The organism is Allobosea sp. GW821-FHT09G06 (genome assembly GCF_059416005.1).
This window is the reverse complement of the sequence record NZ_JBWKOI010000009.1, coordinates 17,580-44,546: the sequence shown is the minus strand read 5'-3', so window position 1 is coordinate 44,546 and position 26,967 is coordinate 17,580. Positions and strand designations below refer to the sequence as shown.

Genomic DNA, 26,967 nt, shown 5'->3' with positions numbered 1-26,967 from the left:
CGCGGGGCTCGGGCACTCCCGAGGCGGCGCGCGCGTCATGCGCATTAGGCCTTCGAACGGCGGTGTCCGCAAGGGCGCTCCGGTCGCGACCGCAACCCCTTGATCAGGATCAAGCCCGAATGGCCTCGCTCGACTCATTCAAAGCCCGCAAGACGCTCACCGCCGGCGGCAAGACCTACACCTATTACTCCCTGCCCGATGCCGAGAAGAACGGCCTGCCGGGCATCTCGAAGCTGCCCTTCTCGATGAAGGTGCTGCTCGAGAACCTCTTGCAGTTCGAGGACGGACGCTCCGTCACCAAGGCCGACATTGAAGGCTTCGTCGCCTGGCTCGACGACAAGGGCACCGCCGGCAAGGAGATCGGCTTCCGCCCGGCGCGCGTGCTGATGCAGGACTTCACCGGCGTTCCGGCCGTCGTCGACCTCGCCGCGATGCGTGATGGCGTCAAGGCGCTCGGCGGCGACCCGCAGAAAATCAACCCGCTCGTGCCCGTCGATCTCGTCATCGACCACTCGGTCATCGTCGACGAGTTCGGCACGCCCAAGGCGCTCGCCCAGAACGTCGAGCTCGAATACGAGCGCAATGCCGAGCGCTACAAGTTCCTCAAGTGGGGCCAGGGCGCCTTCGACAATTTCCGCGTCGTCCCGCCCGGCACCGGCATCTGCCACCAGGTCAATCTTGAGTACCTCGCCCAGACCGTCTGGACCCGCAAGGAGACCATCGACGGCGTCGAGGTCGAGGTCGCCTATCCCGACACGGTCGTCGGCACCGACTCGCACACCACCATGGTCAACGGCCTCGCCGTCCTCGGCTGGGGCGTCGGCGGCATCGAGGCCGAGGCCGCCATGCTCGGCCAGCCGCAGTCGATGCTGCTGCCGGAAGTGATCGGCTTCAAGCTGACCGGCTCGCTCAAGGAAGGCATCACCGCGACCGACCTCGTGCTCACTGTCACCCAGATGCTGCGCAAGAAGGGCGTCGTCGGCAAGTTCGTCGAGTTCTTCGGCCCCGGCCTCTACAACCTGACGCTGGCCGACCGCGCGACCATCGCCAACATGGGTCCGGAATACGGTGCGACCTGCGGCTTCTTCCCGGTCGATACCGAGACGCTGGATTATCTGACCACCACCGGCCGCGCGGCCGACCGCATCGCGCTGGTCGAGGCGTACAGCAAGGCGCAGGGCCTCTTCGCCACCCCCGAGACGCCCGATCCGGTCTTCACCGACACGCTCGAGCTCGATCTCTCGTCGGTCCAGCCCTCGATGGCCGGCCCGAAGCGTCCGGAAGGCCGCGTCGACCTCTCCGCCGTCAAGGCCGGCTTCGCCGCCGCCATGGACACCGACTACAAGAAGGGCGCCGAGCTCTCGCGCCGCGTCGAGGTCGAGGGCGAGGATTTCGACCTCGGCCATGGCGACGTCGTCATCGCGGCGATCACCTCCTGCACCAACACCTCGAACCCCTCGGTGCTGATGGCGGCGGGTCTGCTCGCCCGCAACGCGGTCGCCAAGGGCCTCAAGGTCAAGCCCTGGGTGAAGACCTCGCTGGCGCCCGGCTCGCAGGTCGTCGCCGAATATCTCGCCAAGTCCGGTCTCCAGACCGATCTCGACAAGCTCGGCTTCAACCTGGTCGGCTTCGGCTGCACGACCTGCATCGGCAATTCCGGCCCGCTGCCGGCGCCGATCTCGAAGACGATCAACGAGAAGGGCCTGATCGCGGGCGCCGTCATCTCCGGCAACCGCAATTTCGAAGGCCGCGTCTCGCCGGACGTGCAGGCGAACTACCTGGCATCGCCGCCGCTCGTCGTCGCCTATGCGCTCGCCGGCTCCATCCAGATGGACCTGACCACGCAGCCGATCGGCCAGGGCTCGGACGGCAAGGACGTCTACCTGAAGGATATCTGGCCCTCCAACAAGGAGATCCAGAGCTTCATCCAGCAGAACGTCACCCGCGCCATCTTCGAGGCGAAATATGCCGACGTCTTCAAGGGCGACGCGCATTGGCAGGCGGTCAACGCCCCGACCTCGGAAACCTATGCCTGGGACGACGATTCGACCTATGTGCAGAACCCGCCCTATTTCCAGGGCATGGGCAAGAAGCCGGCCGCGATCGGCGACATCAAGGGCGCGCGCATCCTCGGCCTGTTCGGCGACAAGATCACGACCGACCACATCTCCCCGGCCGGCTCGATCAAGGCGGCCTCTCCGGCTGGTTCCTACCTGACCGAGCACGGTGTCGCGGTGGCCGACTTCAACCAGTACGGCACGCGCCGCGGCAACCATGAGGTGATGATGCGGGGCACTTTCGCCAATATCCGCATCCGCAACCACATGCTCGGCCCGAACGGCCGCGAGGGTGGCTACACGATCCACTATCCCAGCAAGGAAGAGCTGCCGATCTACGACGCGGCGATGAAGTACCAGGCGGAGAAGGTGCCGCTGGTGATCTTCGCCGGCGTCGAGTACGGCAACGGCTCCTCGCGCGACTGGGCGGCGAAGGGCACGAACCTCCTCGGCGTCAAGGCTGTGATCGCCCAGAGCTTCGAGCGCATCCACCGCTCGAACCTGGTCGGCATGGGCGTCGTTCCGTTCACCCTGCAGGAGGGCACGAGCTGGGCCTCGCTCGACCTGAAGGGCGACGAGAGCGTCACCATCCATGGTCTGGCCAACGTCAAGCCGCGCCAGATGATGGAAGCCGAGATCACCTATGCCGACGGCTCGGTGAAGAAGGTGCCGATCCTCTGCCGCATCGATACGCTGGACGAGATCGACTACTTCAAGAACGCCGGCATCCTGCATTACGTGCTGCGCGGCCTCGCCGCCTGAGCCGAAAGCAGCGACAACACAGCTCATGGCCGGCGCAAGCCGGCCATGACGCATTGGGGGCGCCTCCCGGTTGTCCTCGCGCCCGCCGCAGTGTAAGGGGGCGGTTCAGTCATCCTCGGTGGCGACTAGGGGCAGGCGCAGGGCGAGTTCCCGCGCTCGGATGTCGTCCGCCATCACCGACAACAGACGGGAGCACCCGCAGCATGTCCGCCACGTTCGAGACGGTCGCCGGCATCATTTCCGAAACCTGCGATATTCCGCGGGAAAAGATCACGCCGCAGAGCCACGCGATCGAAGATCTCGGCATCGATTCCCTGGCCTTCCTCGACATCGCCTTCGCAATCGACAAGGCCTTCGGCATCAAGCTGCCGCTTGAGCAGTGGACGCAGGAAGTCAACGAGGGCAAGGCCCCGGCCGAGCAGTATTTCGTGCTCGAGAACCTCTGCAAGCGCATCGACGATCTCGTCGCTGCCAAGAAGGCGTAACAGCCTTCCGCCGCCGCCGGACTTGAGCCGGCGCGCGGCTCCCGATAGAGCATAGGGGCCGTTGCGCGGATCGACCGATCCGTGTCGCGGCCTTGCGCCGTTCTGGCGCCGATAGAGTCAAGGATCGCATGCGCCTCGAATATTTCGACATGATCGACAGGGTCGTGACCTTCGATCCGTCGCAGAAGCGCATCGTGACGCGCTCCACCGTTCCCGCCGAGAGCCCGGTCTTCGAGGGCCACTTCCCCGGCCACCCGCTGGTGCCCGGCGTGCTCCTGACCGAGACCATGGCGCAGGCCTCGGGCTATCTCCTGCTCGGCCTCAACGGGCTCTCGCAGATGCCGTTCCTGATGACGGTCGACAAGGCGCGCTTCCGCACCTTCGTCGAGCCCCGCACCGAACTGGAAGCCAGCGCCGAGCTGGTGATCGAGGGTTCCGGCTATGCGGCCACCAAGGTGAAGCTGACCAGCGAAGGCAAGCCGATCTGCGATGCCGAACTGCGCTTCCGCCTGATGCCATTCCCCGCCGATATGCGCGCGCTGATGCAAGGCCGCATCGAAGCCATCGGCCTGAAGCCGGAGCCTGCGCCATGAACCGCCGCGACGTGGTCATCACCGGCATCGGCATCGCCTCCAGCCTCGGCGAAGGCGTCGAGGCCCATGCCGCTGCGCTCGCCGCAGGCGGGCCGCCGGTCGTCGATACCGAGAGCTTCAAGCCCTATCCGCTCCACCCGCTGGCGGCGCTGGAACTGGACAAGCAGATTCCGAAGAAATCAGACCAGCGTCAGATGGAGCCCTGGCAGCGGCTCGGCGTCTACACGGCTGGCCTCGCCCTCGATTCCGCCGGGCTGAAGGACGATGCCGAGGCGAAGAGTGCCCTGCAGGTCATCGTCGCGGCCGGCGGCGGCGAGCGCGACCATGCCGTCGATGCCGGCATCCTCGAAGGCCTGCGCGGCGCCAACGACACCGGCGCCTTCCTCAACGAGCGCCTGATGGGCGATCTCAGGCCGACGCTTTTCCTGGCCCAGCTCTCCAACCTGCTCGCCGGCAACATCGCCATCGTCCACGGCGTCACCGGCCCGTCGCGCACCTTCATGGGCGAGGAGCAGGCCGGCGTCGATGCGATCCGCACCGCCCATGCCCGCATCGCCTCGGGCCAGTCCGACCTGATGCTCGTCGGCGGCGCCTACAATGCCGAGCGGCGCGACATGCTGCTGCTCTTCGAGCTCGGCGGCTATCTGCACCGCGACGATTTCAAGCCGGTCTTCACGCGCGAGGACGCTCCGGGCCTGATCACCGGCAGCGCCGGTGCCTTCCTCGTGCTGGAATCGGCCGAGCGCGCCGCCGCCCGTGGCGCCAAGGCCTATGCGAAGCTCAAGCACACAGGCGCCGCGCGCAGCCGCCGCGAGGCTGGCACGGTCCAGTCGGCCCTGACGACGCTGCTCGGTGGCTTCGGCCCGGTCGCCACTGAGGCGCTCGCGATCTCCGCCGCGACCGGCTGCGCCGGCATCACCGGAGAGGAAGCGGCGGCCATCGCAGCCGCGGCTCCTTCCGCAAAGCGCATCGCGGCCGGCGATCTCGTCGGCCATGGCGTCGAGGCGGCTTTCCCGGTTTCTGTGGCGCTGGCGGCAATCGCCCTGTCAGCCGGGCAGGCCAAGGAAGCGATCGTCACAGGCGCCGGCCACTGGCGTGGCGAAGGCGCCGCACATCTCATTCAAGCGTGAGGGTTGAAACCATGACCACGCATCGCGACGCCAAGGGCCGTCCGCTCGTCGCCGTTACCGGCCTGGGCGTCGTCACCTCGCTCGGCCAGGGCAAGGAAACCAACTGGCAGGCCCTGACATCAGGCCAATCCGGCATCCACCGCATCGATCGTTTCCCGACCGAGGGCCTGAAGACCAGCATCGGCGGCACCGTCGATTTCCTGTTCGACGGACCGTTCACTGCCCCCCAGCTCTCCGAGAAGCTCGCGACGCTCGCGGCGGAGGAAGCCGTCGGCCAGAGCGGCATCGGCACCGACGGCGATTTCCCCGGCGAACTCTTCATGGCGGTGCCGCCCGTCGAGATGGAATGGCCGCAGAAGCAGGAGATGGCCCAGGCCGTCTCCGGCGAGGTCGATTATGACGGTCTGCTGCGCGCCGCCGCCACCGGCAAGTTCCGGGCGATGCACGAGCTCTTCGTCTTCGGTGGCGTCGCCGACCATATCGCCGACCGTTTCGGCACCAAGGGCTCGCCGATCTCGCTCTCGACCGCCTGCTCCTCCGGTGCGACCGCGATCCAGATGGGCGTCGAGGCGATCCGTCGCGGCGATACGCAAGCCGCCCTCTGCATCGGCACCGACGGCTCGATCCATGCCGAGGCGCTGATCCGGTTCTCGCTGCTCTCGGCCCTCTCGACCCAGAACGACCCGCCGGAAAGCGCCGCCAAGCCCTTCTCGAAGAACCGTGACGGCTTCGTCATGGGCGAAGGCGCGGGCGCCTTGGTGCTGGAGGATTACGACCATGCGCTGGCGCGCGGCGCGACCATTTTGGGCATCGTCGCCGGTTGCGGCGAGCGCGGCGATGGCTTCCACCGCACCCGCTCCAGCCCGGACGGCAAGCCCGCCATCCTCGCCATGCAGGATGCGCTGGCCGATGCCGGGCTGACGCCCGACGACGTCGACTACATCAACGCGCACGGCACCTCGACGCCCGAGAACGACAAGATGGAGGCGATGAGCTGCGCCGCCGTCTTCGGCGAGCGCATGGCGAGCCTGCCGATCTCCTCGAACAAGTCGATGATCGGCCATACGCTGACGGCGGCCGGCGCGGTCGAGGCGGTGATCTCCTTCATGACCATCGCCAACGGCCTGATCCCGCCGACGATCAACTACGTGAACCCCGATCCGGCCATCGCGCTCGATGTCGTGCCGAACACGGCCCGCGAGGCGAAGGTTAGGACGGTGATCTCCAATTCCTTCGGTTTCGGCGGCCAGAACACTTGCCTCGTGCTGACGGCGCCTCCGGAGGCCGCATGACAAAAGTTCTCGTCACCGGCGGCGCCAAGGGCGTCGGCGCCGCGATCGTGCGCGCGCTCGCCGCCGCAGGCCACGATGTCGACTTCACCTTCCGATCCTCCGCCGAGCAGGCGAAGGCGCTGGCGCAGGAGATCGCCACGAGCCATCCCGGCCGCGCTATTACCGCGCTGCCGCTCGACCTTGCCGACAAGGGCGCGCTCGACGCCTTCTGCGAGGCGCGCGAGGGCGAAAGCTATTTCGGCCTCGTCCACAATGCCGGCCAGCCCTATGATTCGCTGGCCGCGATGATGGTGCAGGACAAGGCCGAGGCGGCGATGCAGGTCAATTTCTGGGCCTTCACCCGGCTCGCGAAGAGCCTGATGCGCGCCATGATCCGTGCACGTGCCGGCCGCATCGTCGCGATCGGCTCGGTCGCCGCGTTGCGCGGCAATCCCGGCAATGCCGCCTATGCAGCCTCCAAGGGCGCACTGATCTCCTACGCCAAGACGCTCGCTGTCGAGACCGGCAAGCGCGGCGTCACCGTCAACGTGATCGCGCCGGGCTTCGTCGATACCGACATGATGGCGCCCTACGCCGCCTATCGCGACAAGATGCAAGCGCAGATCCCGGCCGGCCGCTTCGCCAAGCCGGAAGAGGTCGCCGGCCTCGCCGCCTTCCTGATGAGCGAGCCCGCCGCGTATATCAGCGGCACCGTGCTGCCGATCGATGGCGGTTTGACGGCCCAGCTCGGCATTCACCGCTGATCCGTTTGTTCTGAAAGGTCGATTTTCATGCGTTCCCTCCAGCTCCACGGCGACCGCGACCTGCGCCTGGAAGAGATCGAGCCGCCACCGCCGCCCGGTCCGGGCGAGGTGCAGATCCGCATCAAGGCGGTCGGGCTCAACTATCTCGACCTCTGGGGCTTCCGCGGCATGGCCTTCGCCAAGCGCAAGATGCCGCAGGCGGCCGGCGTCGAGGCGGCCGGCGAGATCGTCTGCGTTGGCGAGGGCGTCACCGGCTTCGCGCCCGGTGACACCGTGACGGCCTACGGCGCCGATACCTGCGGCCAGTGCAAGGCCTGCCGCGAGGGCCGCGACAATCTCTGCGAGAACGTCGCCGGCATCATGGGCTTCCATATCGACGGCTTCGCCCGCGAATTGCTGAACCGCCCGGCGCGCCTCACCATCAAGGCGCCGAAGGGCGTTTCCTTCGAGGATGCGGCCTGCGCCCCCATCGGCTTCGGCACGGTCCAGCACATGCTGTTCGACAATGCGAAGCTGGAGCCCGGCGAATCCGTGCTCGTCCATGCCGGCGGCTCGGGCATCGGCACGGCCGCGATCCTGATGGCCAAGGCGATCGGTTGCACGGTCTATACGACCGTCGGCGACGACGAGAAGGGCGCCAAGGCCAAGGCGCTGGGCGCCGACCATGTCATCAACTACCGCGAGGACCGCTTCGAGGGCGTCGTGCGCAAGCTCACCGGCCGCAAGGGCGTCGATGTCGTGTTCGAGCATGTTGGCGCCGACACCTGGAACGGCTCGCTGCTCTGCCTGAAGCGCGGCGGCCGGCTCGTCACCTGCGGTGCGACCTCCGGCCCCTCGGCGACGATCAACCTGATGCAGCTCTTCCAGCAGCAATACCGCATCACCGGCTCCTTCGGCTGCCGCATCGAGAACATCGCGCAATCGCTGGAGAAGATGGCCGGCGGCATGAAGCCGGTGATCGATTCGGTCTTCCCGCTCGCCGAATTCGAGAAGGGTCTCGCTCGCATCGAGGGCCGCAAGGTCTTCGGCAAGGTCGTCATCGCCTTCTGATCGGGACCTGTTCCCCGCCAAGGACTTGACGCGGGCGGCTTCCTGCCCCAGATCGCCCGTTCAAGGCCCGGTCTTGCTCTCGGCACGGGCGAGCTAGAGCATTTTCAAGCGAAGTGGGCACCGGGTCGCGTGAAGAAAATGCGACCAAACAAATGGGCAGAGCAAGTGTGCGTTGCGCAGCGACGCGGACCTGCTCTGGGGCAGGACCGACCTTGAGACGATTGAAGGCAATCGCCGCGCGCATCGGCGCGGCGGCGATGATCGGTGTGATCCGGACGCTGTTCGCGTTCCTGCGCATGCTCGGCCCCGAGCGCGCCAGCGATCTCGGCGGCTGGCTCCTGCGCAGCGCGAGCCCGCTGATCCCGGTCAACCGCGTCGCGCTCGCCAATATCCGCGCAGCCTTCCCCGAGAAGGACGAGGCCGAGGTCAAGCGCATCGCGCGCGGTGCCTGGGAGAATCTCGGCCGCGTTGCCGGCGAATACGCCAATCTCAAGGCGCTGTTCGACTACGACTACCACAACCCCGACAAACCCTCGCGCGTCGAGGTCAAGGGCATCGAGCATTTCATTGCGCTGAAGGACGACGAGAAGCCCGGCCTGATCTTCTCGACCCACCTCGCCAATTGGGAACTGCCGGCGATCTGCGCCCAGGCCTATGATCTCGATACCACCGCGGTCTTCCGCGCCCCCAACGACCCGGCGATCGCCGCTGTCGTCCACGAGATTCGTTCCGGCGCGATGGGCGGGCTCGCGGCCGCCAGGCAGGGCGCGGCCTTCGCCATGCAGGGCGTGCTGGAGAACGGCGGCCATCTCGGCATGCTGATCGACCAGCATTTCACCCGCGGCGTCGTCGTGCCCTTCTTCGGCCGCCCCGCGCTGACCAACCCGATCATGGGCAAGTTCGCCAAGCGCTTCGAATGCCCGGTCCATGGCGTGCGCGTCATCCGCCTGCCGAACCACCGCTTTAGGCTGGAGCTGACGCCGCCGCTCGACCTGCCACGCGACGCCAATGGCGAGATCGACGTCCAGGGCGCGATGGCGATGATGACGGCCGTGGTGGAAGGCTGGGTGCGCGAATATCCCGAGCAATGGCTCTGGATGCATCGCCGCTGGCGGCCCAACATGATCTCGGCCGCAGCGCGTGAAGCCTTCGATCACGCCAACGCGACCGTGCCCGTTTTCAAGGCAACGTGATTTCCCTCGCAAGCCGATTGCGGGCTTTGGTAACCTCAGGAAAAGAAGTCGTCCGCAGAGTCCCGATCATGTTCCCTCGCCCGCGCCATCTCGCAGCGACCGTTGCCGCCTTTGCCTTGGGCATGGCGACCGCGCACGCGCAGGCGCCGGCAAAGCCGCCCAAGGCGGTGATCGAGCTCTTCACCAGCCAGGGCTGCTCCTCCTGCCCGCCGGCCGATGCCCTGGTCGTCGAATTGGCCAAGGATCCCGAGCTGATCGCCCTGACCCTGCCGGTGACCTATTGGGACTATCTCGGCTGGAAGGACACGCTCGGCAAGGATTCCTTCGCCAAGCGGCAGAAGCTCTATGCCAAAGCCCGCGGCGACGGGCAGGTCTACACCCCGCAGGTCGTGATCAACGGCGCCGCCCATGCGATCGGCTCTGAACGCCCCGAGATCGAAAAAGCGGTGAACCAGTTCGCGACCACCGGATTCGCCGCTCGCATCGCTTTGAAGGAAGAGAACGGCGCCCTCCAGATCCGGATCGCGCCGGCCGGCAACGAAAGCGAGACCACGGCCGGAATCTGGATCCTGCCGACCACGTATCAGGCGGCGGTACCGATCACGCGCGGCGAAAACCAGGGCCGGACGCTCACCTACGCCAATGTCGTGCGCGGCATGGTGCGCGTCGGCGACTGGACCGGCAAGGAGGCGACCGTCACCGCACCGCTCTCCGCCACGCAGGCGCCGGAGGCCGATGGCTATGTCGTGATCGTCCAGGCCGAACGCGCCAACAAATACGGCCACATGATGCCCGGCGCGATCCTCGGCGCCGCCAAGGGACTGGCGAAGCGCTGAATCGGAAGCGCCGCTGCCTATAGCAGGATCACCTTGTTCGAGAGCTCGTCGACATCGCCGGGCACCGGCGGCACGTGCTGGGCCAGCACCGTCCCGACCGAGCTCACGGCGGTGATCAACCCTTCCGTCAGGCGATCCTCGCGCGCGGCTGCGAGCAGCGGCTCGATGATGCCGCGCCAGGTATCCTTCTCGACCAGCCCGTCGATGCCGGTATCGGCAAGGATTTCGGCATAGCGCTCCTGCAGCGCGATATAGAGCAGCACGCCCGTGCGCCCCTTGGTCCGGGTCAGCCCGCGCGCCGTGAATTCCCGCAGCGCCACGTCATGCGCCCGCCCGCGCTTGACGAAGCCGGGCACGAAGCGTCCGCCACGACCATACCAGAGCAGGCTCGCCAACAGGCCGGCTGCGCAGATCAGCTGGATCAGGAATATGCGCGGCGCGCTCATCACCGTCAGCCACAGCAGCGGCCAGGGTACGAACAGCGCCAGCGTCAGCGCCAGCATCGCGGGGACGTTCCGATAGCTCGACGCCGCCCGGTCGATCACCACGACGATCTCGCCCGCGGTCAGGCTCTCGGCCCGGCGCACGGCTTCCGCGATCGCGTCCCTGTCGGCTGCATCCATCACCAGTCTCCCGAAGCTCCGCCACCGCCGGAGGAGCCGCCGCCACCGGAAAATCCGCCGCCGCCCGAGCTCCAGCCACCCCCGCCGCCGCTCCAGCCCGAACCGGAACCGGACCCGGTGCTCCAGCCCGTGCTCTGCGGCAGTGTCACCCATTGCCCGTTGCGCAGGCGATGCCGGCGCGCGCCGCCTTGCTGGCTCAGGCCGCGCAGGAAAGCGACGATGAACAGGAAGATGAAGATCATCGCGATGACGACGGCGATATCCTCGCCCAGCGTGCTCTCGTCCGAGCGCACCTCGGCGCGTCGCTGCCATTCCTCGGCATCGCCCGCGAGAATCGTCAGGATGGCGTCGACGCCGGCCTCGATGCCCCCCGCGAAATCGCCGGTCTTGAACTTAGGCGCGATCGCCGTCGTGATGATGACCTTGGAGAGCGCATCGGTCAGCGCGCCTTCGAGGCCGTAGCCGACCTCGATGCGGACCTTGCGCTCCTTGGGAGCGACGATCAGCAGGGCACCGTTGTTCTTGGCCTTTTCGCCAAGCTTCCAGTGCCGGAAGAGACCGTTGGCGAAATCCTCGATCGTCACATCCTGCAACGAGGGCACCGTCGCGACGACCACCTGGTCGGAGGTCTTGTCCTCATGCGCCTTGAGCTTGTCCTCAAGCCGCTGTCGAACATCTGGAGCGAGCAGGTTGGCGCCATCGACGACCCGCCCCGTGACGGCGGGGTAGGTCGGCTCGGCAGCGAGGGCGAAGCTGCTCCAAAGCAGCAGGAGCAGCAATACCGCCGCGTGCCAGAGCGTCATTCTCGGGCGCAGCCCTCGGGTCCGACCTTTGGTCGGCCCAAGGATAAACTCCGCGCAGACCCGAGAATCTCTGGCAGGAGATGCTCGGGTCAAGCCCGAGCATGACGGGCTGGTCGCTGCCACCGGATTCAGCCGATCGACCTCAGAACTTCACCGCCGGCGGCCGCTCGGCACCGGCGGTCGCCGTGAACGTCTCCATCGGCTTGGCACCCCAGAACAGCTTCGCCCAGATCACGCCCGGGAAGGTGCGGATCTCGGTATTGAAGGCCTGCACGGCCTGGATGTAGTCGCGCCGGGCGACCGCGACGCGGTTCTCGGTGCCCTCGAGCTGCGACTGCAGGGCAAGGAAGTTCTGATTGGACTTCAGCTCCGGATAGCGCTCGACCGTGACGAGCAGCCGGCCGAGCGCGCCGGTGAGCTGGTTCTGCGCGTCCTGGAATTCCTTGAACTTCGCGGGGTCGTTGATGGTCGAGGCATCGACCTTGACCTGGCTCGCCTTGGCGCGGGCCTCGACCACGGCGGTCAGCACCTCACGCTCCTGCGCGGCATAGCCCTTCACGGTCTCCACCAGATTCGGGATCAGGTCGGCCCGGCGCTGATACTGATTCTGTACCTCGGACCAGGCCGCCTTCGCCTTTTCCTCCAGCGTCGGCACGTTGTTGTAACCGCAACCGGCCAACACGATTCCGAGCATGCCAAGGACAAGCCAGGTGAGCGGCCGGCGGAGATGAGTCACAATCGACATGCCGAAAACCCCTTTTGGCAACGTCAGAACAAGCGATTCGGACCTTACCCGCCAGCGCCCGCCCATCCAAGCTGTCAGGCCGCGACGAATAGCCTATCCTGCGCTTCTCACCGGAGCTTCGCCCATGCGCCTGTCTCTCTTTCTCTCGGTTCCCGCAGCCCTGCTCGCCACCCAGATCGCCGTCGCCCAACCGCAAGCGCCGGCTCCCGAGGCCGCGACCGGGCGGACGATCAAGTCGCTGGGAACGGCCCAGCGCTTCATGGCCGCAGCCGCCAATCCGCTGGCCGCGACGGCCGGGCGCGACATCCTGCGTGCCGGCGGCAGCGCCACCGACGCCGCCATCGCCATCCAGCTCGTCCTCAATCTGGTCGAGCCGCAGAGCTCCGGCATCGGCGGCGGCGCCTTCTTCGTCCATTGGGACGAGGCCGGCCGCAAGGTGACGACGCTCGACGGCCGTGAGACCGCGCCGGCCGCCGCCAAGCCCGATCGCTTCATGAAGGACGGCAAGCCGATGCCGTTCCGCGAGGCCGTGGTCGGCGGCCGCTCGGTCGGCGTGCCCGGCACGCTGAAATTGCTGGAAGACGCCCATCGCCGCTGGGGCAAGCTGCCCTGGCCCGATGTCGTCGCCCCGGCCCTGAAGCTGGCGGAGGAAGGCTTCGCGATCTCGCCGCGCCTCAACGGCCTGCTCGCAGGCGAGAAGGATCTGCCGAGGAACGCGCTGGCCGCCACCTATTTCTACGAGCCGGACGGCAAGCCAAAGGCGGTCGGCTCGGTCCTGAAGAACCCGGCCTTCGCCGCGACTTTGCGCGCTGTCGCAGTCCAGGGCCCGGACGCCTTCTACAAGGGCGCGATCGCCGAGGACATCGTCGCGACGGTCACCGGCCATCCGACCAATCCCGGCGACATCACGCTCGCCGATCTCGCCGCCTACAAGGTCGAGGAGCGCGAGGCCGTCTGCGGCGCCTATCGGATCTGGCGCCTCTGCGGCATGGGCCCGCCGAGCTCGGGCGCGGTCGCGCTCCAGCAGATGCTCGGCATCCTCGAAGGCCAGGACCTGCGCCGCATGGGGCCGGGCGCCGATGCCGCCCACTGGTTTACCGAGGCCGGCCGGCTCGCCTTTGCCGACCGTGCGCTCTATCTCGCCGATCCCGCCTTCATCAGCGTGCCCGTGCGCGGCCTGATCGACCGGGACTATATTCGCTCGCGCGCCGGACTGGTCAGCCCCGAGCGCTCGATGGGTCGCGCCAAGCCCGGTGATCCGCCGCATCGGCGGGCGCAACTCCTCGCCCCCTCCGACGGCATCGAGAACGGCACCAGCCATATCTCCGTCGTCGATGCTGACGGCAACGCCGTCGCCATGACCACGACGATCGAGGACGGTTTCGGCTCGCGCCTGATGACCAAGGGCGGCTTCCTGCTCAACAACGAATTGACCGATTTCAACTTCGCCCCCGAGGAGGACGGCAAGCCCGTCGCCAACCGCGTCGAGCCCGGCAAGCGCCCGCGCTCCTCGATGGCCCCGACGCTGGTCTTCGATGCCTTCGGCCGGCTCTACGCCGTGGTCGGCTCGCCCGGCGGAAGCCAGATCATCGGTTATGTCGGCAAGACGCTGGTCGCCCTGCTCGACTGGAAGATGGACCCGCAACAGGCCGTGGATTTCGGCAATTTCGGCAGCCGCAACGGCCCGACCGAACTGGAGAAAGGCACGGAGGCCGAGGCCTGGAAGGCTGCGCTCGAAGCGAAGGGCCACGAGGTCCGCCTGCTGGAAATGACCTCGGGCACGCAGGCCATCGTCAAGACGTCGGAAGGCTTCCTGGGCGGTGCCGATGGCCGCCGTGAAGGCGTCGCGATCGGCGATTGAAAGGCGTTAAGCCTGCGCCGGGCGCTCGCCACCAGCGCCGCGTCCGGCGATCAGCCAGTAGACGAAGCCCGTCGCCGCGCCGACCAGGAAGAGGCCGGAGATGATCTGGATCTCGGCCGTGCTCGGCGCGCGCGACAGCCGGAGCATCGCGAGCGGCAGCAGCGCGGCCAGCAAACCGGTGAAGCCGCTCTGGAGCAGGCCGCTGCGCAGGCGGAAGAGTTCGCTGCCGACCGCGACCAGCACCACCGGCGCCACGATGATCGCCATCCCGAGTTTGCCGATCAGGGCGAAGGCGGCCTGAGCGGCCGGCGCCGGATCGACCCCGCTCTCGGCGAGGCCGAACAGGATATCGATCAATCGCTCGATGCCGCCGCCGATCAGCATGGCCACGGCCGGCGAAGCAACACTTGCCATGGCGAGGAAGGCCACGCCCGCGCCCATCGCAACGAGGCAGGCGAACGGGATCAGCAGAATCCAGCGCAGCAAGGCTTACTCCGCCGCAACCGCGGGAGCGTCGGCCTGCGCCTCGTCCAGCATCAATCGGGCGCGGGCGGAAAGCTTCTCCGTCTCGCTCTTGAGCTGGCCGCAGGCGGCGAGGATGTCGCGCCCGCGCGGCGTGCGCACCGGCGAGGCATAGCCGGCGCGGAAGACGATCTCGGAGAAGCGCTCGATCCGGTCCCAGTCCGAGCACTCGTATTTCGTGCCGGGCCAGGGGTTGAAAGGGATCAGGTTGATCTTGGCCGGGATGCCCTTGAGCAGGCGGACGAGTTCGCGCGCCTCGGCATCGGAATCGTTCACGCCCTTCAGCATGACGTATTCGAAGGTGATGCGCTTCGCGTTCGACAGGCCCGGATAGTTCCGGCAGGCCTCGAGCAGGTCCTTGATCGGGTATTTCTTGTTGAGCGGCACCAGCTCGTTGCGCAGGTCGTCGCGCACGGCATGCAGCGAGATCGCCAGCATCGTGCCCATCTCCTCGCCGAGCGGGCCGATCTGCGGCACCACGCCCGAGGTCGAGACGGTGATGCGCCGGCGCCCGAGCGACAGGCCCTGGTCGTCGGTGATCACGCCGATCGCGTCGCGGACGCCGTCGAAATTGTAAAGCGGCTCGCCCATGCCCATGAAGACGATGTTCGAGACGAAGCGTCCGCCATCATTCGGCACGAAGGCGCCGTCCGGTGCCTTGCGGTTCGGGAAATCGCCGAGCCGGTCGCGCGCGACCATCAATTGGGCGACGATTTCCTCGGTCTTGAGGTTGCGCACCAGGCGCTGCGTGCCGGTATGGCAGAAGGTGCAGGTCAGCGTGCAGCCGACCTGGCTGGAGACGCAGAGCGTGCCGCGGTCGACCTCGGGAATATAGACGCATTCGATCTCGGCGCCGCGGTCATGCGGACCGGTCGAGGGCATGCGCATCAGCCATTTGCGGGTGCCGTCGGTCGAGACCTGCTCGGCCGTGACGGTCGGCAGATCGAGCGAGAAGCGCTCGGCGAGCTGCCCGCGCAGCCCCTTGCCGATCGTCGTCATCGCGTCGAAATCGCGCACGCCGTAATGGTAGATCCAGTTCCAGAGCTGGCCGACGCGCATGCGCCGCTCCTTCTCAGGCACGCCGATCTCGGCCAGCGCCTCGGTCAGGCCGGCGCGGGTGCGCCCGGCCAGCGAGGGGCGTCGCAAAACGGGTTCGGCCGCCGGAGCGGCGGTAGCGGGAACGGATGCGGTCATCGGAGCTCTGTCGTCGCCCATCGGGGAAGGCGCGGGATTTCGCGGCTCCCTAGCACAATTCGGCAGAAATCGGAAATCGAGCCCCGTCGTCATTCTCGGGCGGAGCGAAGCGCAGACCCGAGAATCTCCGGACACGTAGGCGCAGAGAGCTACTTCCGGCATAAGATGCCCGGGTCAAGCCCGGGCATGACGAGCCTTCGGGCTCGACCTCGATATCGCTATCCGCGCCTTACTTGCAGGCGTCTTCGGCCCGCTTGACGATCTGGCTGATGCCGGCGAGCGAGTACTTGTCGCTGGTCGGGTTGCCGCGCTTCGACGTGCCCTTGATCTCAAGCCCGGAGCCACGGCGCAGCGCGTCGAGCATGCGCGGCTCCTCGGCCGGGTTCTTCAGCCACATGTTCTGGCCCTTGGCGACCAGCGCGAAGCGCTCGTTGCCGATGATCGCCTGATGCTCGACCCCTTCCTTGAGGTCGAAATTCATCACGAAGCTGATCTCGTTGCGCACGCCCTCGCCCGGCCGGCTGGAGACGAAGAGCAGGCCTTCGACATCCTTGAGATTGGTGGGAATGCGGGTCTCGGCCTTGGACAGGGCGTAGCAGACCTTGGAGCGGCCCTGCTGGGATGAGAAAGCCTGCCACTTGCCGGCCGTCTCCAGCAGCATGGCCTGGCCCTGGCCGGGACTGGCGGCAGCAGCGGCTGCGGCCGGAGCGGGCTTGGCGCGCTGCTGGGCGGCTGCGCCTGTCGGCAGCAACAGCACAGCGATGCCGCCCGCCGCGAGGGTGGCAGCAAGAGCAGAACGGAGGGCAGCGGCGCGGGAGGTGCGGAGGAACGAGCTGATCATGGACCGCCATCAGTCACTAAAAAACTTAATACCGCGTTTACCACCTGTTGATCAGGCGCGCTCACGCGGGGACGGCGGCATAGAGTGTCACGATCCTGGCGAAAATACGAATGGCGGCGGGGCGGTTCCGCGCCGTCTCCGGCCATGCCAAAATCAGATCCAGCGACGACGAAGGCGGATCAACGATGAAAGCCCTGCTCTGCGACCATCACGGCCCGGCCGAGGAACTGGCGATCCGCGACCTGCCCGATCCGGAACCCGGCCCCGGCGAGGTCGTCATCACGGTGAAGGCCGCCGCCCTCAACTTCTTCGACACGCTGATCATTCAGGGCCGTTACCAGACCAAGCCTGCCTTCCCCTTTTCGCCCTCGGCCGAATGCGCGGGCACCATCGCCGCCATCGACGAGGGCGTCACCGGCTGGCAGATCGGCGAACGCGTCGCGGCCTGGCTGGGCTATGGCGCGGCGCGTGAAAAGGTCGCGGTTTCCGCCGATCAGCTGATCCGCATTCCCGAGCGGCTCGACGATGCGCAAGCGGCCGGGCTCTTCGTGACCTATGGCACCGCCATGCACGGGCTGATCCAGCGCGCCGGACTGAAAGCGGGCGAGACGCTCGCCGTCCTCGGCGCTTCCGGTGGCGCGGGGCTTGCCGCCGTCGAGATCGGCGCCCTGCTCGGCGCCCATGTCATCGCCTGCGCCTCCTCGCCCGACAAGCTGGCGCTCGCCCGCGAACACGGCGCGCAGGAGGAGATCGATTATGCCCGCGACGATATCCGCGCCGGACTGAAGAAGCTCACCGAGGGCCGCGGCGTCGACGTGCTCTACGACACGGTCGGTGGCGAACTGGCCGAGCCGGCCTTGCGCTCGATGGCCTGGGAAGGACGCTATCTCGTGGTCGGCTTTGCCGGCGGCGAGATTCCGAAAATCCCGCTCAACCTGCTCCTGCTCAAGGGTTGCGACCTGCGCGGCGTGTTCTGGGGCCAGTTCGTCGCGCGAGATCCGGCCGGCCATCGCCGCAATATGGAACGCCTGCTGGACTGGGCGGCGGGCGGCCATATCCGCGCCCATGTCCACGCCACAGTCCCGCTGGAACGCTGGACCGAAGCCTATGCGCTGATTGCCGACCGCAAGGCCAAGGGCAAGATCGTCCTGACGCTGTGACGGAGTCTCAGAGCTCCGCCATCGCCTTCTTCGCCCGCTCGCGATGCTCGATCGTGATCGAGCCGGCGACGGCCGCGATGGCAGCGGCGATCACCGCCGCATCGTCGGTGAAACCGAGCAGCGGCATGATGTCGGGAATGGCATCGATCGGCAGCACGAAATAGCCGAGCGCGGCGAGCAGCGTCATCCGCACGCGCCGCGGCGTCGCCGGATCGCGCGCGCAGAACCACGCCGCCAGCAAATCCTCGGCAAACGGAATACGCTTCGCGACGCGCTTGAGCCGGGCCATGAAATCAGACCCGAACTTCGCCTCGTCGCGCAGGCTCTTGCGGATCGCCTCCATCTCCTCGCGGCTGAAGCTTGCGCTGAACCCCTCGCTCATCCCTGTCTTTCTCCTTGACGTTCGATGACGCCGATAATCGCGCGCTCCCGATCGAAGCGCCATGTCGAAAGATGGCCCCGGCGCAATCCTGCACAAGAGGCGGTTCCGAAAACCCGCTTGGAACAGTGCGAAACGCCCTCTAAACCGGCTGTCAGAACAAGATTGACGGGAAACGCGCCATGAAACTCGATTCCTCCCTCGCTGCCATCGTCACCGGCGGCGCCTCCGGCCTCGGCGAGGCGACCGCGCGCATGCTGGCGGGCCAGGGCGTCAAGGTCGCGCTGCTCGACCTCAATGCCGAGCGCGGCGAGGCCGTCGCCAAGGAAATCGGCGGCGTCTTCGCCCTCTGCGACGTCACGAGCGAGGGTTCCGTCGATGAAGCGCTGGCCAAGGCCCGCGCCGCCCATGGCGTCGCCCGCATCATCGTCAACTGCGCCGGCATCGCGCCCGGTCGCCGCGTCGTCTCGAAGAAGCGCGACACCGGCGAGCTCGTCGCCCATGACCTCGCCACCTTCGAGAAGGCTGTCGCGATCAACCTGAACGGCACCTTCCGCGTCATCGCCAAATCGGCGGTCGCACTCGCCGGGCTCGATCCGATCACCGAGGATGGCAGCCGCGGCGTCATCATCTGCACGGCCTCGGTCGCGGCGGAGGACGGCCAGATCGGCCAGGCCGCCTATGCCGCCTCCAAGGCCGGCGTCGTCGGCATGACCCTGCCGATTGCGCGCGATCTCGCCGGCGTCGGCATCCGCATCGTCACGATCATGCCCGGCCTGTTCGAAACCCCGATGTTCGCCGGCCTTCCCGACGACGCCAAAGCCTCGCTGGCGGTCTCGGTACCACACCCCTCGCGCCTCGGCCGCCCGGCGGAATATGCCGCGCTCGCCCGCAGCATCATCGAGAACGACATGCTGAACGGCACTGCGATCCGCCTGGATGGCGCAATCCGGCTCGCACCGAAATAGCATCGGCCATCGTCGTCATGCTCGGGCTTGACCCGAGCATCCCCTGCAAGAGATTCTCGGGTCTGCGCTTCGCTGCGCCCGAGAATGACGCGCGGGTTACCCATCAGACGATCCGAAACACCTCGCCGGCGCTGCGGTCCCGGTAGAGGTCCACCCGCGTGCCGTTCCAGTGATAGTCGAGATGCCGGCCCTGAACGGGATGCCTCGCGCCATCGGGATAGAACAGCCCGGCGCACTCGCCACCGGGGCAGCGCACGCTTGGATAGGCGACGCCGGCCGAACCGAGCGCCCGCAAGCCGATGCCGAGCGCCTGGCTCGCCGTGTAGTCGGCGGGGTCGAGCACCGGCGCAGCTTCGGCCCCGAGCGGCCTGATATCGTGAAGCTCCGCGTCGACCTCCAGCACGATCTCACGGAATTGCGAGGTCCAGCCCGGCGGCTGAGCGGTGGCCAGCATGAAGCGGGCGTGGTGGTGGATCGTCTCCAGCAGCGCCACCTCGAAGCGATCCCCCACATAGAGCACGCCAAAACTGCCGTCGCTGAAACGGCTCGGCCGATCCGGGCTGACATGGGTGAAGGGCGCCATCAGCCAGCTCGCGCCCGGCCCGGAGACGCGGCGGTCGGCCGGCACCAGATCGAGATTGCCGATCGTCTCCATCAGGCGCGGATTGGTCTTCTGCTCGGCCGCGATCAGCAAAGGCCAATCGGCGGGGTCGGCGATATCCTCGAACAGGTCGATCGGCGGGAAGATGCTGCGGATGATCCGGACCGCACCGCGCCATTCGATATCGGCGACCGGCAGGCTCGCCGGATCGATCACCAGGCGCCCCGCTCGGCATCGAGCAGGCGGCGCACCCGCATCAAATCGGTCAGTTCGCCACAGAGCATGACATCCAGCGCCGTTCTGCCGCCGAAATCGGCATTGGCCCGCTTGATCCAGTCATAACCGCGCTGCGGCTCGGTGAAGATCAGGCGCAACGCCTTGTGGATGCCCATCAGGTTCGAGAGCCGGGCCTTGCCGTCGCGCGAGATCCGGCCGATCTCGCCGGCTTTCCAGCGCCGGTAGCTCCTGACCGGCAGGTCGATCAGAACCGCCGCTTCCTCGTCGGTGATCCGCCAGAGCCGGAACAGGTTCACCGCGGCGCGGAACATCGCGGCGGCCTCGTCATCCGAGATCGGATCGGGGACGAAATCGCGCTGGGCCGTCTCGATGCGCAGCAGGCCGATCATGGGATTGCTCTCCATTTGGCATAAAATGGAGATAATCCTGCCAAATGGCAAGAGGCCGCAATTGTCGACCTATTCCTCGGTCTTCGCCGGCTTGATCTCGTGCTTCAGGATCAACGGCGTCTGCGCCAGCGCGAAGGCCATGGTCAGCGGCATCACGCCCCAGACCTTGAAGGCGACCCAGAAATCCTGGGTCTGCGTGCGCCAGACCACCTCGTTGATCGCCGCCAGCACGAAGAAAAACAGGCCCCAGCGGAAGGTCAGCTTGCGCCAGCCCTCGGCATCGAGCTGCAGCACCGTCTCCAGCACCAGCGAGAGCAGCGAGCGCCCGAAGAACAGCCCGCCGAGCAGGACCGAGCCGAATAGCGCGTTCACGATGGTCGGCTTGACCTTGATGAAGAAGGCGTCGTCCAGCGCCAGCGTCAGCCCGCCGAACACCGTGACGACGATGGCGTTCACGATCGCCATGCGCGGGAGATAGCCGAGCAGCGCCCGCGACAGCGCCAATGCGATCAGCGATGCCGCGATGAAGATGCCGGTCGCGACGAAGATGCGCCGGTCCTCGGCCACGCCGAACAGCCGGTCGCCATAGGAATTGGCGAAGAAGAAGATCGCCAGCGGCCCGAATTCCAGCGCGAGCTTGAGCAGCGGATTGACCGCCTTGCCCTTGCCTGCCGCCTCGGCCGGTTGCTGCACCGTCTCGCTCACGCCGCCTCTCCCAATCCCGCCACGGCCCGCGCGAAATCACGCGCCGAGAACGGCTCCAGATCATCGACGCTCTCGCCGACGCCGATGAAATGCACGGGCAGGCCGAACTGCGCCGCCAGCGCGACCAGAATGCCGCCGCGCGCCGTGCCGTCGAGCTTGGTCATGACGAGCCCGGTCACGCCTGCGGTCTCGCGGAAGGCCTCGACCTGCGAAATCGCGTTCTGGCCGACGGTCGCGTCCAGCACCAACAGCGCCGCATGCGGCGCGCTCGGGTCCTGCTTGCGGATGACGCGCACGACCTTGGCGAGCTCGTCCATCAACCCCTGCTTGTTCTGCAAGCGGCCGGCCGTGTCGATCAGCAGCACGTCGGTATTGTTCGCCTTGGCCTTCTGCAACGCCTCGAAAGCGAGGCCAGCCGCGTCGGCGCCCTGCTGGCCATAGACGACCTCGGCCCCGGTGCGCTCGCCCCAGACCCGGAGCTGCTCGATCGCCGCAGCGCGGAAGGTATCGCCGGCCGCGAGCATCACGGATTTCCCCTCGGCGCGGAATTTCGCGGCGAGCTTGCCGATCGTCGTGGTCTTGCCGGAGCCATTGACCCCGACCATCAGCAGGACGAACGGCTTTTTCGTGGCGTCGATCGCGAGCGGCTGGGCGACCGGCACAAGGATCGTCTCGACCTCGCGCGCCAGGATCGCCTTCACTTCGGCCGGATCGATCTGCTTGTCGTAGCGACCGTCACCGACCGCTTTCGCGATCTTTGCGGAGGCCGCAAGGCCGAGATCGGCCTGGATCAGGATGTCTTCCAGGTCTTCGAGCGTGCCGGCATCGAGCTTGCGCTTGGTGAAGAGGTCGGTGATCCCCGTCGTCAGCGCCGAGGATGTCCGCGACAGCCCCTCGGTCAGACGCCGCCACCAGCTCCGCTTCGGCTGCGGAGCGGGGGCGGCAACTGGTTCAGGAGCAGCAGTGGGCGCCGACGGCGCAACGGCAACAACCTCAGGTTCCGGCTCCGGCTCCGGCTCGGCCGGAGGCGCGACCGCTTCGACCGGAACGGACGGCGCCACGGGCTCCGGAACCGGCGCCTCGACGACCAGCGCATCCGCTTCGACAGCCGCAGGAGCAGCCTCTTCGACCTCCGGTTTCGACTCCTCGACAGGCTCGACACCCCGCTCGGTCACCGTCTCCGGCGCGGGCGCCGGCTTGGCCGGTTCCTCGTCGCGCCCGAACAGCCTCGAAAAGAAGCCGCGTTTCTTCGGTTCGGTCTCGCTCATCGTCGTCCTGTCTTCGGTTCGGCGGGCATCTTTGGTTGCGCCACCGGGCCGGCTTCGCTAGCGCAATGCCATGGCAACGCCGGACCGACCAGAAAATTCGCACCCTGACGGGCATAACGACGCCGAACTGCCGGTGCCGCTGCTCTATCGCGACGCCATGATGCTCGTCATCGACAAGCCCGCCGGACTGCCTTCGCATCGCGGCCCGCAGGCCAAGCGTCGCATCATCCCGGTCCTGACCGATTATCTCGATGCGCTGCGCTTCGGCCTGCCGCGCAAGCCGGAGGCCGCCCACCGGCTCGACAAGGATACCTCCGGCTGCCTCGTGCTCGGCCGGCATCCCCGCGCCATGGCCGAGCTCAACCAGATGTTTCGCGATGGGCGCATCGACAAGACCTATTGGGCGATCGTGCAGGGCAGCCCTGCGGAAGACGAAGGATTGATCGACTTGCCCTTGGCCAAGCGCTCGCCCGAGCGCGGCTGGTGGATGAAGGTCGATCCGGCCGGCCTGCCCTCGCAGACCCGCTATCGCGTCCTCGGGCGGGGCGAGAGCGAGCATGGCCCGCTCGCTTGGATGTCACTGGAGCCGCTGACCGGGCGGACGCATCAGCTGCGCGTCCATTGCCAGGCCTCGGGCTGGCCGATGCTCGGCGACGAGATCTATGGCGATGCCCCGCGCGAGGGAGGGCCGGGCCTCCAGCTCCATGCCCGTGCGATCACGATCCCGCTCTACAAGAAGCGCGATCCGGTCACGGTCGAGGCGCCGCCACCCCCACATATGCTGGCGGCGCTCAGGGCTTGCGGGTGGAAACCTGAGGGATGAGCCGCTTCAGCTGGCGAGCGCGTCGATCGCCTTGGCCAGCTTGACGTCGAGCTCGGTCAGGCCGCCCGCATCATGGGTCGCGAGCGTGATGTCCACGGTGCGATAGACATTCGACCATTCCGGATGATGGTTCATCGCCTCGGCCAGAAGCGCGACGCGGGTCATCCAGCCGAAGGCTTCGCTGAAATCGCGGAAGACGAAACGCTTGGCGATGGCCTCGCGCCCCTGCACGAGCTTCCAGCCGGTCAGGGTCGCCAGCGCTTCGGCCTGTGCCTCGGGCGAAAGCCGCTTCGGCCGCGTCATCGGCGCATCTCCCGTGACAGGCGATTCGGGTAGGAAGGGCCGAGCGGATAGGCCGCCTCCAGCACATAGGGTCCACCCCCGATCGAATCACGCGAGGACATCAGCGCAACCCGGCGGGCGGTGAAGGTGAACGGGCGAACGATCGGGTGCTGGCTGAGGAAATGCGCGAGCTCGACGGGGGTCGTGTCGCGCAAGCGCGCCAGCGTGACATGCGGCACGAATTTGCGCGCCTCCGCCGGCAGGCCGAGCCGGCGCATCTGCCGTTCCAGATCAGCCTGGAGATCGGTCAGGGTCTTGCTCGGCTGCGCCCGTGCGAACAGCGCGCGCGGCTTGTCGCCGCCGAAGCTGCCGAGCGCATCGAGCGTGACCTCGAACGGATAGGCCGTGAGGTCGGAGAGCATGTAGTCGATATCGTTGGCCATGCGGCGGTCGACATCGCCCAGGAAGCGCAGGGTGATGTGATAGTCGGCCGGCTCGATCCAGCGCGCACCCGACAATCCGCCGCGGTGCAATGTCAGCCCGGTCGCGACCTCGGCGGGGATTTCCAGAGCGATGAACAGCCTCGGCATGAGCGAATCCCTGCCAAGCGATTGTGACTCTGGCGAGACGGTAGAGCAGGAAGCCGGCTTAGGGGAATTGTTTTTGCGTGAAGCGCACCGACCGCGGGCTCGTCATGCCCGGGCTTGACCCGGGCATCTCTGGAGGGAAAGGCGCCTTCTTCCGGCAGAGATTCTCGGGTCGAAGCCTTGCTTCGCCCGAGAATGACGCGCGCCTGCTCAGGGGCAGGGATTGCCGACGAGCTGATGGATCGCGTCGATCTTCGCCTCCACCTCCGGCGAGAGCTTCACATCGATCGAGGCGATATCGGTCTTGAGCTGCTCCATCGTGGTCGCGCCGATGATATTGGCGGTGACGAAGGAACGGCTGTTGACGAAGGCAAGCGCCATTTGCGCGGGGTCCAGCCCGGATTCGCGGGCGAGCGCGACATAGCGCTTGATCGCCGCCTCGGCGCCTTCCGTCTGGTAGCGCTGGCCGCGATCGAACAGGGTCGTGCGCGCACCCGCCGGACGGGCCCCGTCGAGATACTTGCCGGTGAGATAGCCCTGCGCCAGCGGCGAGTAAGCGAGCAGCCCGACATCCTCGTGAAGCGCGACCTCGGCCAACGCCGTCTCGAAAGTACGGTTCAGCAGGTTGTAGGCGTTCTGGATCGACTGCACCCGCGGCGTGCCACGCGCCTCCGAATCCCCGACGAAGCGCATCGTGCCCCAGGCGCTCTCGTTGGAGAGGCCGAGATGGCGGATCTTGCCGGCCTTGATCACCTCGGCGAAAGCGTCGAGCTGCTCGGCAATGCCCGTCTCGTCGGCCGCCGACGCATAGGCATCCCTAGCAAAGCGCGTCGGATTCGAGCCCCAGGGCATCGGCCGCTCGGGGAAATGCAGCTGGTAGAGGTCGATATAGTCCGTCTGCAGCCGCTGCAGGCTCTTGTCGACGGCTTCGAAGATCTGCTTGCGCGTCACCCGCGTCGGGCTCTTGTCGTCGCGGAACCAGGTATTGCCGCCGCGCCCGCAGACTTTCGACGCCAGGATGACCTTGTCGCGGTTCTTCCGCGCCTTGAACCAGCTGCCGATGATCCGCTCGGTCGAGCCTTGCGTCTCCGGCCTCGGCGGGATCGCGTAGAGCTCGGCGGTGTCGAAGAAATTGACGCCCTGCTCGATGGCATAGTCCATCTGGGCATGGCCTTCGGCTTCCGTATTCTGCTCTCCCCAGGTCATGGTTCCCAGGCAGATCACCGAGACCTTGAGATCGGTACGTCCGAGGCGGCGGTATTCCATGGCGAAGCAACTCCGGAAGCGGGGGCCGGCAGGCGGCAATGCAAGAATCGGGGATACGCAAGCGGAGAACCCGCAGGCGGATCAGGACCTGGGCGGCAAGGTGGCGATGAAGCGCTCGACCGTCGGCAGGATGGTCCGGACGATGACGGCGACGCCCTCGGCCGTGGGATGGAGCCCATCCGCCTGGTTCAGGGCGCGGTCACCCGCGATGCCTTCCAGGAAGAACGGGTAAAGCACCAGCCCGTGCTTCTTCGCAAGCTCCGGATAGATCGCATCGAAGCGTTTCGCATAATCCTCGCCGAGATTGCGCGGCGCATACATGCCGGCCAGCAGCACCGGGACCCTCCGCTCGGTCAGTCGTGCGATGATCGCTTCGAGATTTTGCCGGGTCAGGGCCGGGTCGACGCCACGCAAGGCATCGTTCGCGCCGAGCTCGAGGATCACGCCGTCGGTGCCATCGGGCACTGACCAGTCGAGCCGCTCGAGCCCGCCCTGCGTCGTGTCGCCGGAGACGCCGGCGTTCACGATTTCGACAGCGAGGCCCTTCTGGCGCAAGGCCTGCTCCAGCACGGCCGGGAAGGCGGCACTGCCCGGCAGATTGTAGCCCGCCGACAACGAATCGCCGAAGGCCACGAGCTTCAGCGGCTTCGCAGCGTCGGGATTGGTGTTGGAGGGCTGGGCATTGGCCATGACGAGGGAACCCAGGAGAAACAGCGTGAGAGCGACGAAAAACGTCGCAGCCGATTGGACAAGCGTGAATCCGCGCCCATATGGCCGCAGACCGCGCCGCGCCGTGGTTCCGCCCCGCTCGGGGCGCGATTCGGTGCGAGCGGGGTTGGCGATGAAAGCGTAAGTCGGGATCATGGTGTGATGAGCGAGAAGGCCGCTTCGGCAATCGAGTTGCAGGATGTCCACCTGAGTTTGGGGCGTGGCGCCGCCCGCGTCCATATCCTCAAGGGCGTCTCGGTGTCGCTGGCCGACGGCGAGGCGACCGGCCTCGTCGGCCCCTCCGGCTCCGGCAAGTCGACCCTGCTGATGACCATGGCCGGGCTGGAACGCCCCGATTCAGGCCTCGTCAAGGTCGCCGGGCAGGATCTCGGCGCCCTCGACGAGGACGGGCTCGCGATCTTCCGCGGCCGGCATATCGGCATCGTCTTCCAGTCCTTCCACCTCGTCCCGACCATGACGGCGCGCGAGAACGTCGCCCTGCCGCTGGAACTCGCCGGCCACCCCGACGCCTTCACCCGCGCCGAGGCTGAACTGCGCAATGTCGGCCTGGGCCATCGCATGGACCATTATCCGGCCCAGCTCTCGGGCGGCGAGCAGCAGCGCGTCGCCATCGCGCGTGCCGTCGCGCCCGATCCCGCAATCCTCGTCGCCGACGAGCCCACCGGCAATCTCGACGAATCGACCGGCCGCTCGATCGTCGACCTGATCTTCGCCCTCAAGCGCGAGCGCGGCGCCACGCTGGTGCTCGTCACCCACGACCTTTCGCTCGCAGCGCTTTGCGAGCGCACCGTCCGGCTACGCTCCGGCGTGATCGAGGCCGAGCCCGAGACGGCGGTCGCCTGA

29 protein-coding genes are annotated in these 26,967 nt (G+C 67.2%); 14 read left to right on the top strand and 15 right to left on the bottom strand.

Translation table 11 applies throughout. The annotated features are described in order from the left end of the window. Positions 1–119: 119 nt before the first annotated feature. From acnA to AC07NY_RS25470, 9 genes are all read left to right on the top strand, one after another. Positions 120–2,819 (top strand): aconitate hydratase AcnA, encoded by a 2,700-nt coding sequence (gene acnA, locus AC07NY_RS25510; RefSeq protein WP_494586065.1) that lies wholly within the window; start codon positions 120–122, stop codon positions 2,817–2,819. A 203-nt stretch (positions 2,820–3,022) separates the two neighbouring features. Then, positions 3,023–3,304 (top strand): acyl carrier protein, encoded by a 282-nt coding sequence (locus AC07NY_RS25505; protein WP_047580420.1) that lies wholly within the window; start codon positions 3,023–3,025, stop codon positions 3,302–3,304. A 128-nt stretch (positions 3,305–3,432) separates the two neighbouring features. Next, on the top strand, positions 3,433–3,897 hold the full coding sequence (locus AC07NY_RS25500; protein ID WP_492288306.1) for a 3-hydroxyacyl-ACP dehydratase FabZ family protein: 465 nt from the start codon (positions 3,433–3,435) through the stop codon (positions 3,895–3,897). Next, entirely contained in the window at positions 3,894–5,027 is a 1,134-nt protein-coding gene (locus AC07NY_RS25495; RefSeq protein WP_494586063.1) for a beta-ketoacyl-ACP synthase, read from the top strand. Before AC07NY_RS25500 ends, AC07NY_RS25495 begins: the two co-directional genes overlap by 4 nt. An 11-nt stretch (positions 5,028–5,038) precedes the next feature. Then, positions 5,039–6,319: a beta-ketoacyl-ACP synthase gene (locus AC07NY_RS25490; RefSeq protein WP_494586062.1), complete on the top strand. Its 1,281-nt coding sequence runs from the start codon at positions 5,039–5,041 to the stop codon at positions 6,317–6,319. Beyond that, on the top strand, positions 6,316–7,062 hold the full coding sequence (locus AC07NY_RS25485; RefSeq protein ID WP_494586061.1) for an SDR family oxidoreductase: 747 nt from the start codon (positions 6,316–6,318) through the stop codon (positions 7,060–7,062). The genes AC07NY_RS25490 and AC07NY_RS25485 overlap by 4 nt, the downstream gene beginning before the upstream one ends. A 27-nt stretch (positions 7,063–7,089) precedes the next feature. After that, positions 7,090–8,112 (top strand): zinc-binding dehydrogenase, encoded by a 1,023-nt coding sequence (locus tag AC07NY_RS25480; RefSeq protein WP_494586060.1) that lies wholly within the window; start codon positions 7,090–7,092, stop codon positions 8,110–8,112. Positions 8,113–8,333: 221 nt separating this feature from the next. Continuing rightward, positions 8,334–9,305, top strand: a complete 972-nt coding sequence (locus tag AC07NY_RS25475) for a lipid A biosynthesis lauroyl acyltransferase (protein WP_494586059.1) — start codon at positions 8,334–8,336, stop codon at positions 9,303–9,305. 68 nt (positions 9,306–9,373) lie between these two features. Further along, positions 9,374–10,141: a DUF1223 domain-containing protein gene (locus tag AC07NY_RS25470; RefSeq protein ID WP_494586058.1), complete on the top strand. Its 768-nt coding sequence runs from the start codon at positions 9,374–9,376 to the stop codon at positions 10,139–10,141. A 17-nt stretch (positions 10,142–10,158) separates the two neighbouring features. Here AC07NY_RS25470 and AC07NY_RS25465 read toward each other — a convergent pair whose 3' ends face one another. From AC07NY_RS25465 to AC07NY_RS25455, 3 genes are all read right to left on the bottom strand, one after another. Further along, a complete protein-coding gene (locus AC07NY_RS25465; RefSeq protein WP_492288313.1) occupies positions 10,159–10,764 on the bottom strand; it encodes a TPM domain-containing protein in 606 nt (201 codons plus the stop codon). Then, positions 10,764–11,567 carry a TPM domain-containing protein gene (locus tag AC07NY_RS25460; RefSeq protein ID WP_494586057.1) on the bottom strand — a complete coding sequence of 268 codons (804 nt, stop codon included), beginning with the start codon at positions 11,565–11,567 and terminating at the stop codon, positions 10,764–10,766. The genes AC07NY_RS25465 and AC07NY_RS25460 overlap by 1 nt, the downstream gene beginning before the upstream one ends. Before the next feature lie 142 nt (positions 11,568–11,709). Then, positions 11,710–12,261, bottom strand: a complete 552-nt coding sequence (locus tag AC07NY_RS25455; protein ID WP_492288342.1) for a LemA family protein — start codon at positions 12,259–12,261, stop codon at positions 11,710–11,712. A gap of 175 nt (positions 12,262–12,436) precedes the next feature. On the opposite strand from AC07NY_RS25455, the gene ggt reads away from it, so the two are divergent. After that, the gene (gene ggt / locus AC07NY_RS25450) at positions 12,437–14,173 is read left to right on the top strand and encodes a gamma-glutamyltransferase (RefSeq protein WP_494586056.1); all 1,737 of its coding nucleotides are present in this window, start codon (positions 12,437–12,439) and stop codon (positions 14,171–14,173) included. A 6-nt stretch (positions 14,174–14,179) separates the two neighbouring features. On the opposite strand, the gene AC07NY_RS25445 is transcribed toward ggt, so the two are convergent. The 3 genes from AC07NY_RS25445 to AC07NY_RS25435 form a co-directional block, all read right to left on the bottom strand. Then, the gene (locus tag AC07NY_RS25445) at positions 14,180–14,659 is read right to left on the bottom strand and encodes a hypothetical protein (protein WP_492288316.1); all 480 of its coding nucleotides are present in this window, start codon (positions 14,657–14,659) and stop codon (positions 14,180–14,182) included. A gap of 3 nt (positions 14,660–14,662) precedes the next feature. Then, a complete protein-coding gene (gene rlmN / locus AC07NY_RS25440; protein ID WP_494586055.1) occupies positions 14,663–15,889 on the bottom strand; it encodes a dual-specificity RNA methyltransferase RlmN in 1,227 nt (408 codons plus the stop codon). A 229-nt stretch (positions 15,890–16,118) separates the two neighbouring features. Then, positions 16,119–16,730 carry an invasion associated locus B family protein gene (locus tag AC07NY_RS25435; protein WP_492288318.1) on the bottom strand — a complete coding sequence of 204 codons (612 nt, stop codon included), beginning with the start codon at positions 16,728–16,730 and terminating at the stop codon, positions 16,119–16,121. Between the two features lie 185 nt (positions 16,731–16,915). On the opposite strand from AC07NY_RS25435, the gene AC07NY_RS25430 reads away from it, so the two are divergent. Beyond that, entirely contained in the window at positions 16,916–17,890 is a 975-nt protein-coding gene (locus AC07NY_RS25430; protein WP_494586054.1) for an NADPH:quinone oxidoreductase family protein, read from the top strand. 7 nt (positions 17,891–17,897) lie between these two features. On the opposite strand, the gene AC07NY_RS25425 is transcribed toward AC07NY_RS25430, so the two are convergent. Further along, entirely contained in the window at positions 17,898–18,233 is a 336-nt protein-coding gene (locus AC07NY_RS25425) for a YkvA family protein (RefSeq protein ID WP_494586082.1), read from the bottom strand. Between the two features lie 218 nt (positions 18,234–18,451). Between AC07NY_RS25425 and AC07NY_RS25420 the strand changes: the two genes are divergently transcribed. After that, positions 18,452–19,237: an SDR family NAD(P)-dependent oxidoreductase gene (locus tag AC07NY_RS25420; protein ID WP_494586053.1), complete on the top strand. Its 786-nt coding sequence runs from the start codon at positions 18,452–18,454 to the stop codon at positions 19,235–19,237. A gap of 103 nt (positions 19,238–19,340) precedes the next feature. Here the strand turns inward: AC07NY_RS25420 and AC07NY_RS25415 are convergent, their stop codons facing one another. The 4 genes from AC07NY_RS25415 to ftsY all read right to left on the bottom strand — a co-directional run bounded on the left by AC07NY_RS25415 (position 19,341) and on the right by ftsY (position 22,437). After that, positions 19,341–20,054: an RES family NAD+ phosphorylase gene (locus AC07NY_RS25415; RefSeq protein ID WP_494586052.1), complete on the bottom strand. Its 714-nt coding sequence runs from the start codon at positions 20,052–20,054 to the stop codon at positions 19,341–19,343. After that, positions 20,051–20,464: an MbcA/ParS/Xre antitoxin family protein gene (locus tag AC07NY_RS25410; RefSeq protein WP_494586051.1), complete on the bottom strand. Its 414-nt coding sequence runs from the start codon at positions 20,462–20,464 to the stop codon at positions 20,051–20,053. The genes AC07NY_RS25415 and AC07NY_RS25410 overlap by 4 nt, the downstream gene beginning before the upstream one ends. A 69-nt stretch (positions 20,465–20,533) precedes the next feature. Further along, positions 20,534–21,169 carry a septation protein A gene (locus AC07NY_RS25405; RefSeq protein ID WP_494586050.1) on the bottom strand — a complete coding sequence of 212 codons (636 nt, stop codon included), beginning with the start codon at positions 21,167–21,169 and terminating at the stop codon, positions 20,534–20,536. Beyond that, positions 21,166–22,437, bottom strand: coding sequence for a signal recognition particle-docking protein FtsY (gene ftsY, locus AC07NY_RS25400; RefSeq protein ID WP_494586049.1), 1,272 nt, complete (start codon positions 22,435–22,437; stop codon positions 21,166–21,168). The genes AC07NY_RS25405 and ftsY overlap by 4 nt, the downstream gene beginning before the upstream one ends. 70 nt (positions 22,438–22,507) lie before the next feature. On the opposite strand from ftsY, the gene AC07NY_RS25395 reads away from it, so the two are divergent. Further along, a complete protein-coding gene (locus AC07NY_RS25395; protein ID WP_494586048.1) occupies positions 22,508–23,260 on the top strand; it encodes an RluA family pseudouridine synthase in 753 nt (250 codons plus the stop codon). Positions 23,261–23,266: 6 nt separating this feature from the next. Here AC07NY_RS25395 and AC07NY_RS25390 read toward each other — a convergent pair whose 3' ends face one another. The 4 genes from AC07NY_RS25390 to AC07NY_RS25375 form a co-directional block, all read right to left on the bottom strand. Beyond that, positions 23,267–23,563, bottom strand: coding sequence for a 4a-hydroxytetrahydrobiopterin dehydratase (locus AC07NY_RS25390; protein WP_492288327.1), 297 nt, complete (start codon positions 23,561–23,563; stop codon positions 23,267–23,269). Beyond that, positions 23,560–24,132: an RNA 2',3'-cyclic phosphodiesterase gene (gene thpR / locus AC07NY_RS25385; RefSeq protein WP_494586047.1), complete on the bottom strand. Its 573-nt coding sequence runs from the start codon at positions 24,130–24,132 to the stop codon at positions 23,560–23,562. The genes AC07NY_RS25390 and thpR overlap by 4 nt, the downstream gene beginning before the upstream one ends. A 207-nt stretch (positions 24,133–24,339) precedes the next feature. Further along, positions 24,340–25,395, bottom strand: coding sequence for an NADP(H)-dependent aldo-keto reductase (locus AC07NY_RS25380; RefSeq protein WP_494586046.1), 1,056 nt, complete (start codon positions 25,393–25,395; stop codon positions 24,340–24,342). A gap of 81 nt (positions 25,396–25,476) precedes the next feature. After that, positions 25,477–26,085 (bottom strand): arylesterase, encoded by a 609-nt coding sequence (locus AC07NY_RS25375; protein ID WP_494586045.1) that lies wholly within the window; start codon positions 26,083–26,085, stop codon positions 25,477–25,479. Between the two features lie 180 nt (positions 26,086–26,265). Here AC07NY_RS25375 and AC07NY_RS25370 point away from each other — a divergent pair, with 180 nt between their 5' ends. After that, on the top strand, positions 26,266–26,967 hold the full coding sequence (locus tag AC07NY_RS25370; RefSeq protein WP_336814626.1) for an ABC transporter ATP-binding protein: 702 nt from the start codon (positions 26,266–26,268) through the stop codon (positions 26,965–26,967).

Excerpts from the sequence above, each read along its gene's own strand:
- acnA (WP_494586065.1), top strand. The coding sequence starts at position 120 with ATGGCCTCGCTCGACTCATTCAAAGCCCGCAAGACGCTCACCGCCGGC.
- AC07NY_RS25505 (WP_047580420.1), top strand. The coding sequence starts at position 3,023 with ATGTCCGCCACGTTCGAGACGGTCGCCGGCATCATTTCCGAAACCTGC.
- AC07NY_RS25500 (WP_492288306.1), top strand. The coding sequence starts at position 3,433 with ATGCGCCTCGAATATTTCGACATGATCGACAGGGTCGTGACCTTCGAT.
- AC07NY_RS25495 (WP_494586063.1), top strand. The coding sequence starts at position 3,894 with ATGAACCGCCGCGACGTGGTCATCACCGGCATCGGCATCGCCTCCAGC.
- AC07NY_RS25490 (WP_494586062.1), top strand. The coding sequence starts at position 5,039 with ATGACCACGCATCGCGACGCCAAGGGCCGTCCGCTCGTCGCCGTTACC.
- AC07NY_RS25485 (WP_494586061.1), top strand. The coding sequence starts at position 6,316 with ATGACAAAAGTTCTCGTCACCGGCGGCGCCAAGGGCGTCGGCGCCGCG.
- AC07NY_RS25480 (WP_494586060.1), top strand. The coding sequence starts at position 7,090 with ATGCGTTCCCTCCAGCTCCACGGCGACCGCGACCTGCGCCTGGAAGAG.
- AC07NY_RS25470 (WP_494586058.1), top strand. The coding sequence starts at position 9,374 with ATGTTCCCTCGCCCGCGCCATCTCGCAGCGACCGTTGCCGCCTTTGCC.
- AC07NY_RS25465 (WP_492288313.1), bottom strand. The coding sequence starts at position 10,764 with ATGGATGCAGCCGACAGGGACGCGATCGCGGAAGCCGTGCGCCGGGCC.
- AC07NY_RS25460 (WP_494586057.1), bottom strand. The coding sequence starts at position 11,567 with ATGACGCTCTGGCACGCGGCGGTATTGCTGCTCCTGCTGCTTTGGAGC.
- AC07NY_RS25455 (WP_492288342.1), bottom strand. The coding sequence starts at position 12,261 with ATGCTCGGAATCGTGTTGGCCGGTTGCGGTTACAACAACGTGCCGACG.
- ggt (WP_494586056.1), top strand. The coding sequence starts at position 12,437 with ATGCGCCTGTCTCTCTTTCTCTCGGTTCCCGCAGCCCTGCTCGCCACC.
- rlmN (WP_494586055.1), bottom strand. The coding sequence starts at position 15,889 with ATGACCGCATCCGTTCCCGCTACCGCCGCTCCGGCGGCCGAACCCGTT.
- AC07NY_RS25435 (WP_492288318.1), bottom strand. The coding sequence starts at position 16,730 with ATGATCAGCTCGTTCCTCCGCACCTCCCGCGCCGCTGCCCTCCGTTCT.
- AC07NY_RS25430 (WP_494586054.1), top strand. The coding sequence starts at position 16,916 with ATGAAAGCCCTGCTCTGCGACCATCACGGCCCGGCCGAGGAACTGGCG.
- AC07NY_RS25425 (WP_494586082.1), bottom strand. The coding sequence starts at position 18,233 with ATGGAGGCGATCCGCAAGAGCCTGCGCGACGAGGCGAAGTTCGGGTCT.
- AC07NY_RS25420 (WP_494586053.1), top strand. The coding sequence starts at position 18,452 with ATGAAACTCGATTCCTCCCTCGCTGCCATCGTCACCGGCGGCGCCTCC.
- AC07NY_RS25410 (WP_494586051.1), bottom strand. The coding sequence starts at position 20,464 with ATGATCGGCCTGCTGCGCATCGAGACGGCCCAGCGCGATTTCGTCCCC.
- ftsY (WP_494586049.1), bottom strand. The coding sequence starts at position 22,437 with ATGAGCGAGACCGAACCGAAGAAACGCGGCTTCTTTTCGAGGCTGTTC.
- AC07NY_RS25395 (WP_494586048.1), top strand. The coding sequence starts at position 22,508 with ATGGCAACGCCGGACCGACCAGAAAATTCGCACCCTGACGGGCATAAC.
- AC07NY_RS25390 (WP_492288327.1), bottom strand. The coding sequence starts at position 23,563 with ATGACGCGGCCGAAGCGGCTTTCGCCCGAGGCACAGGCCGAAGCGCTG.
- thpR (WP_494586047.1), bottom strand. The coding sequence starts at position 24,132 with ATGCCGAGGCTGTTCATCGCTCTGGAAATCCCCGCCGAGGTCGCGACC.
- AC07NY_RS25380 (WP_494586046.1), bottom strand. The coding sequence starts at position 25,395 with ATGGAATACCGCCGCCTCGGACGTACCGATCTCAAGGTCTCGGTGATC.
- AC07NY_RS25375 (WP_494586045.1), bottom strand. The coding sequence starts at position 26,085 with ATGGCCAATGCCCAGCCCTCCAACACCAATCCCGACGCTGCGAAGCCG.
- AC07NY_RS25370 (WP_336814626.1), top strand. The coding sequence starts at position 26,266 with ATGAGCGAGAAGGCCGCTTCGGCAATCGAGTTGCAGGATGTCCACCTG.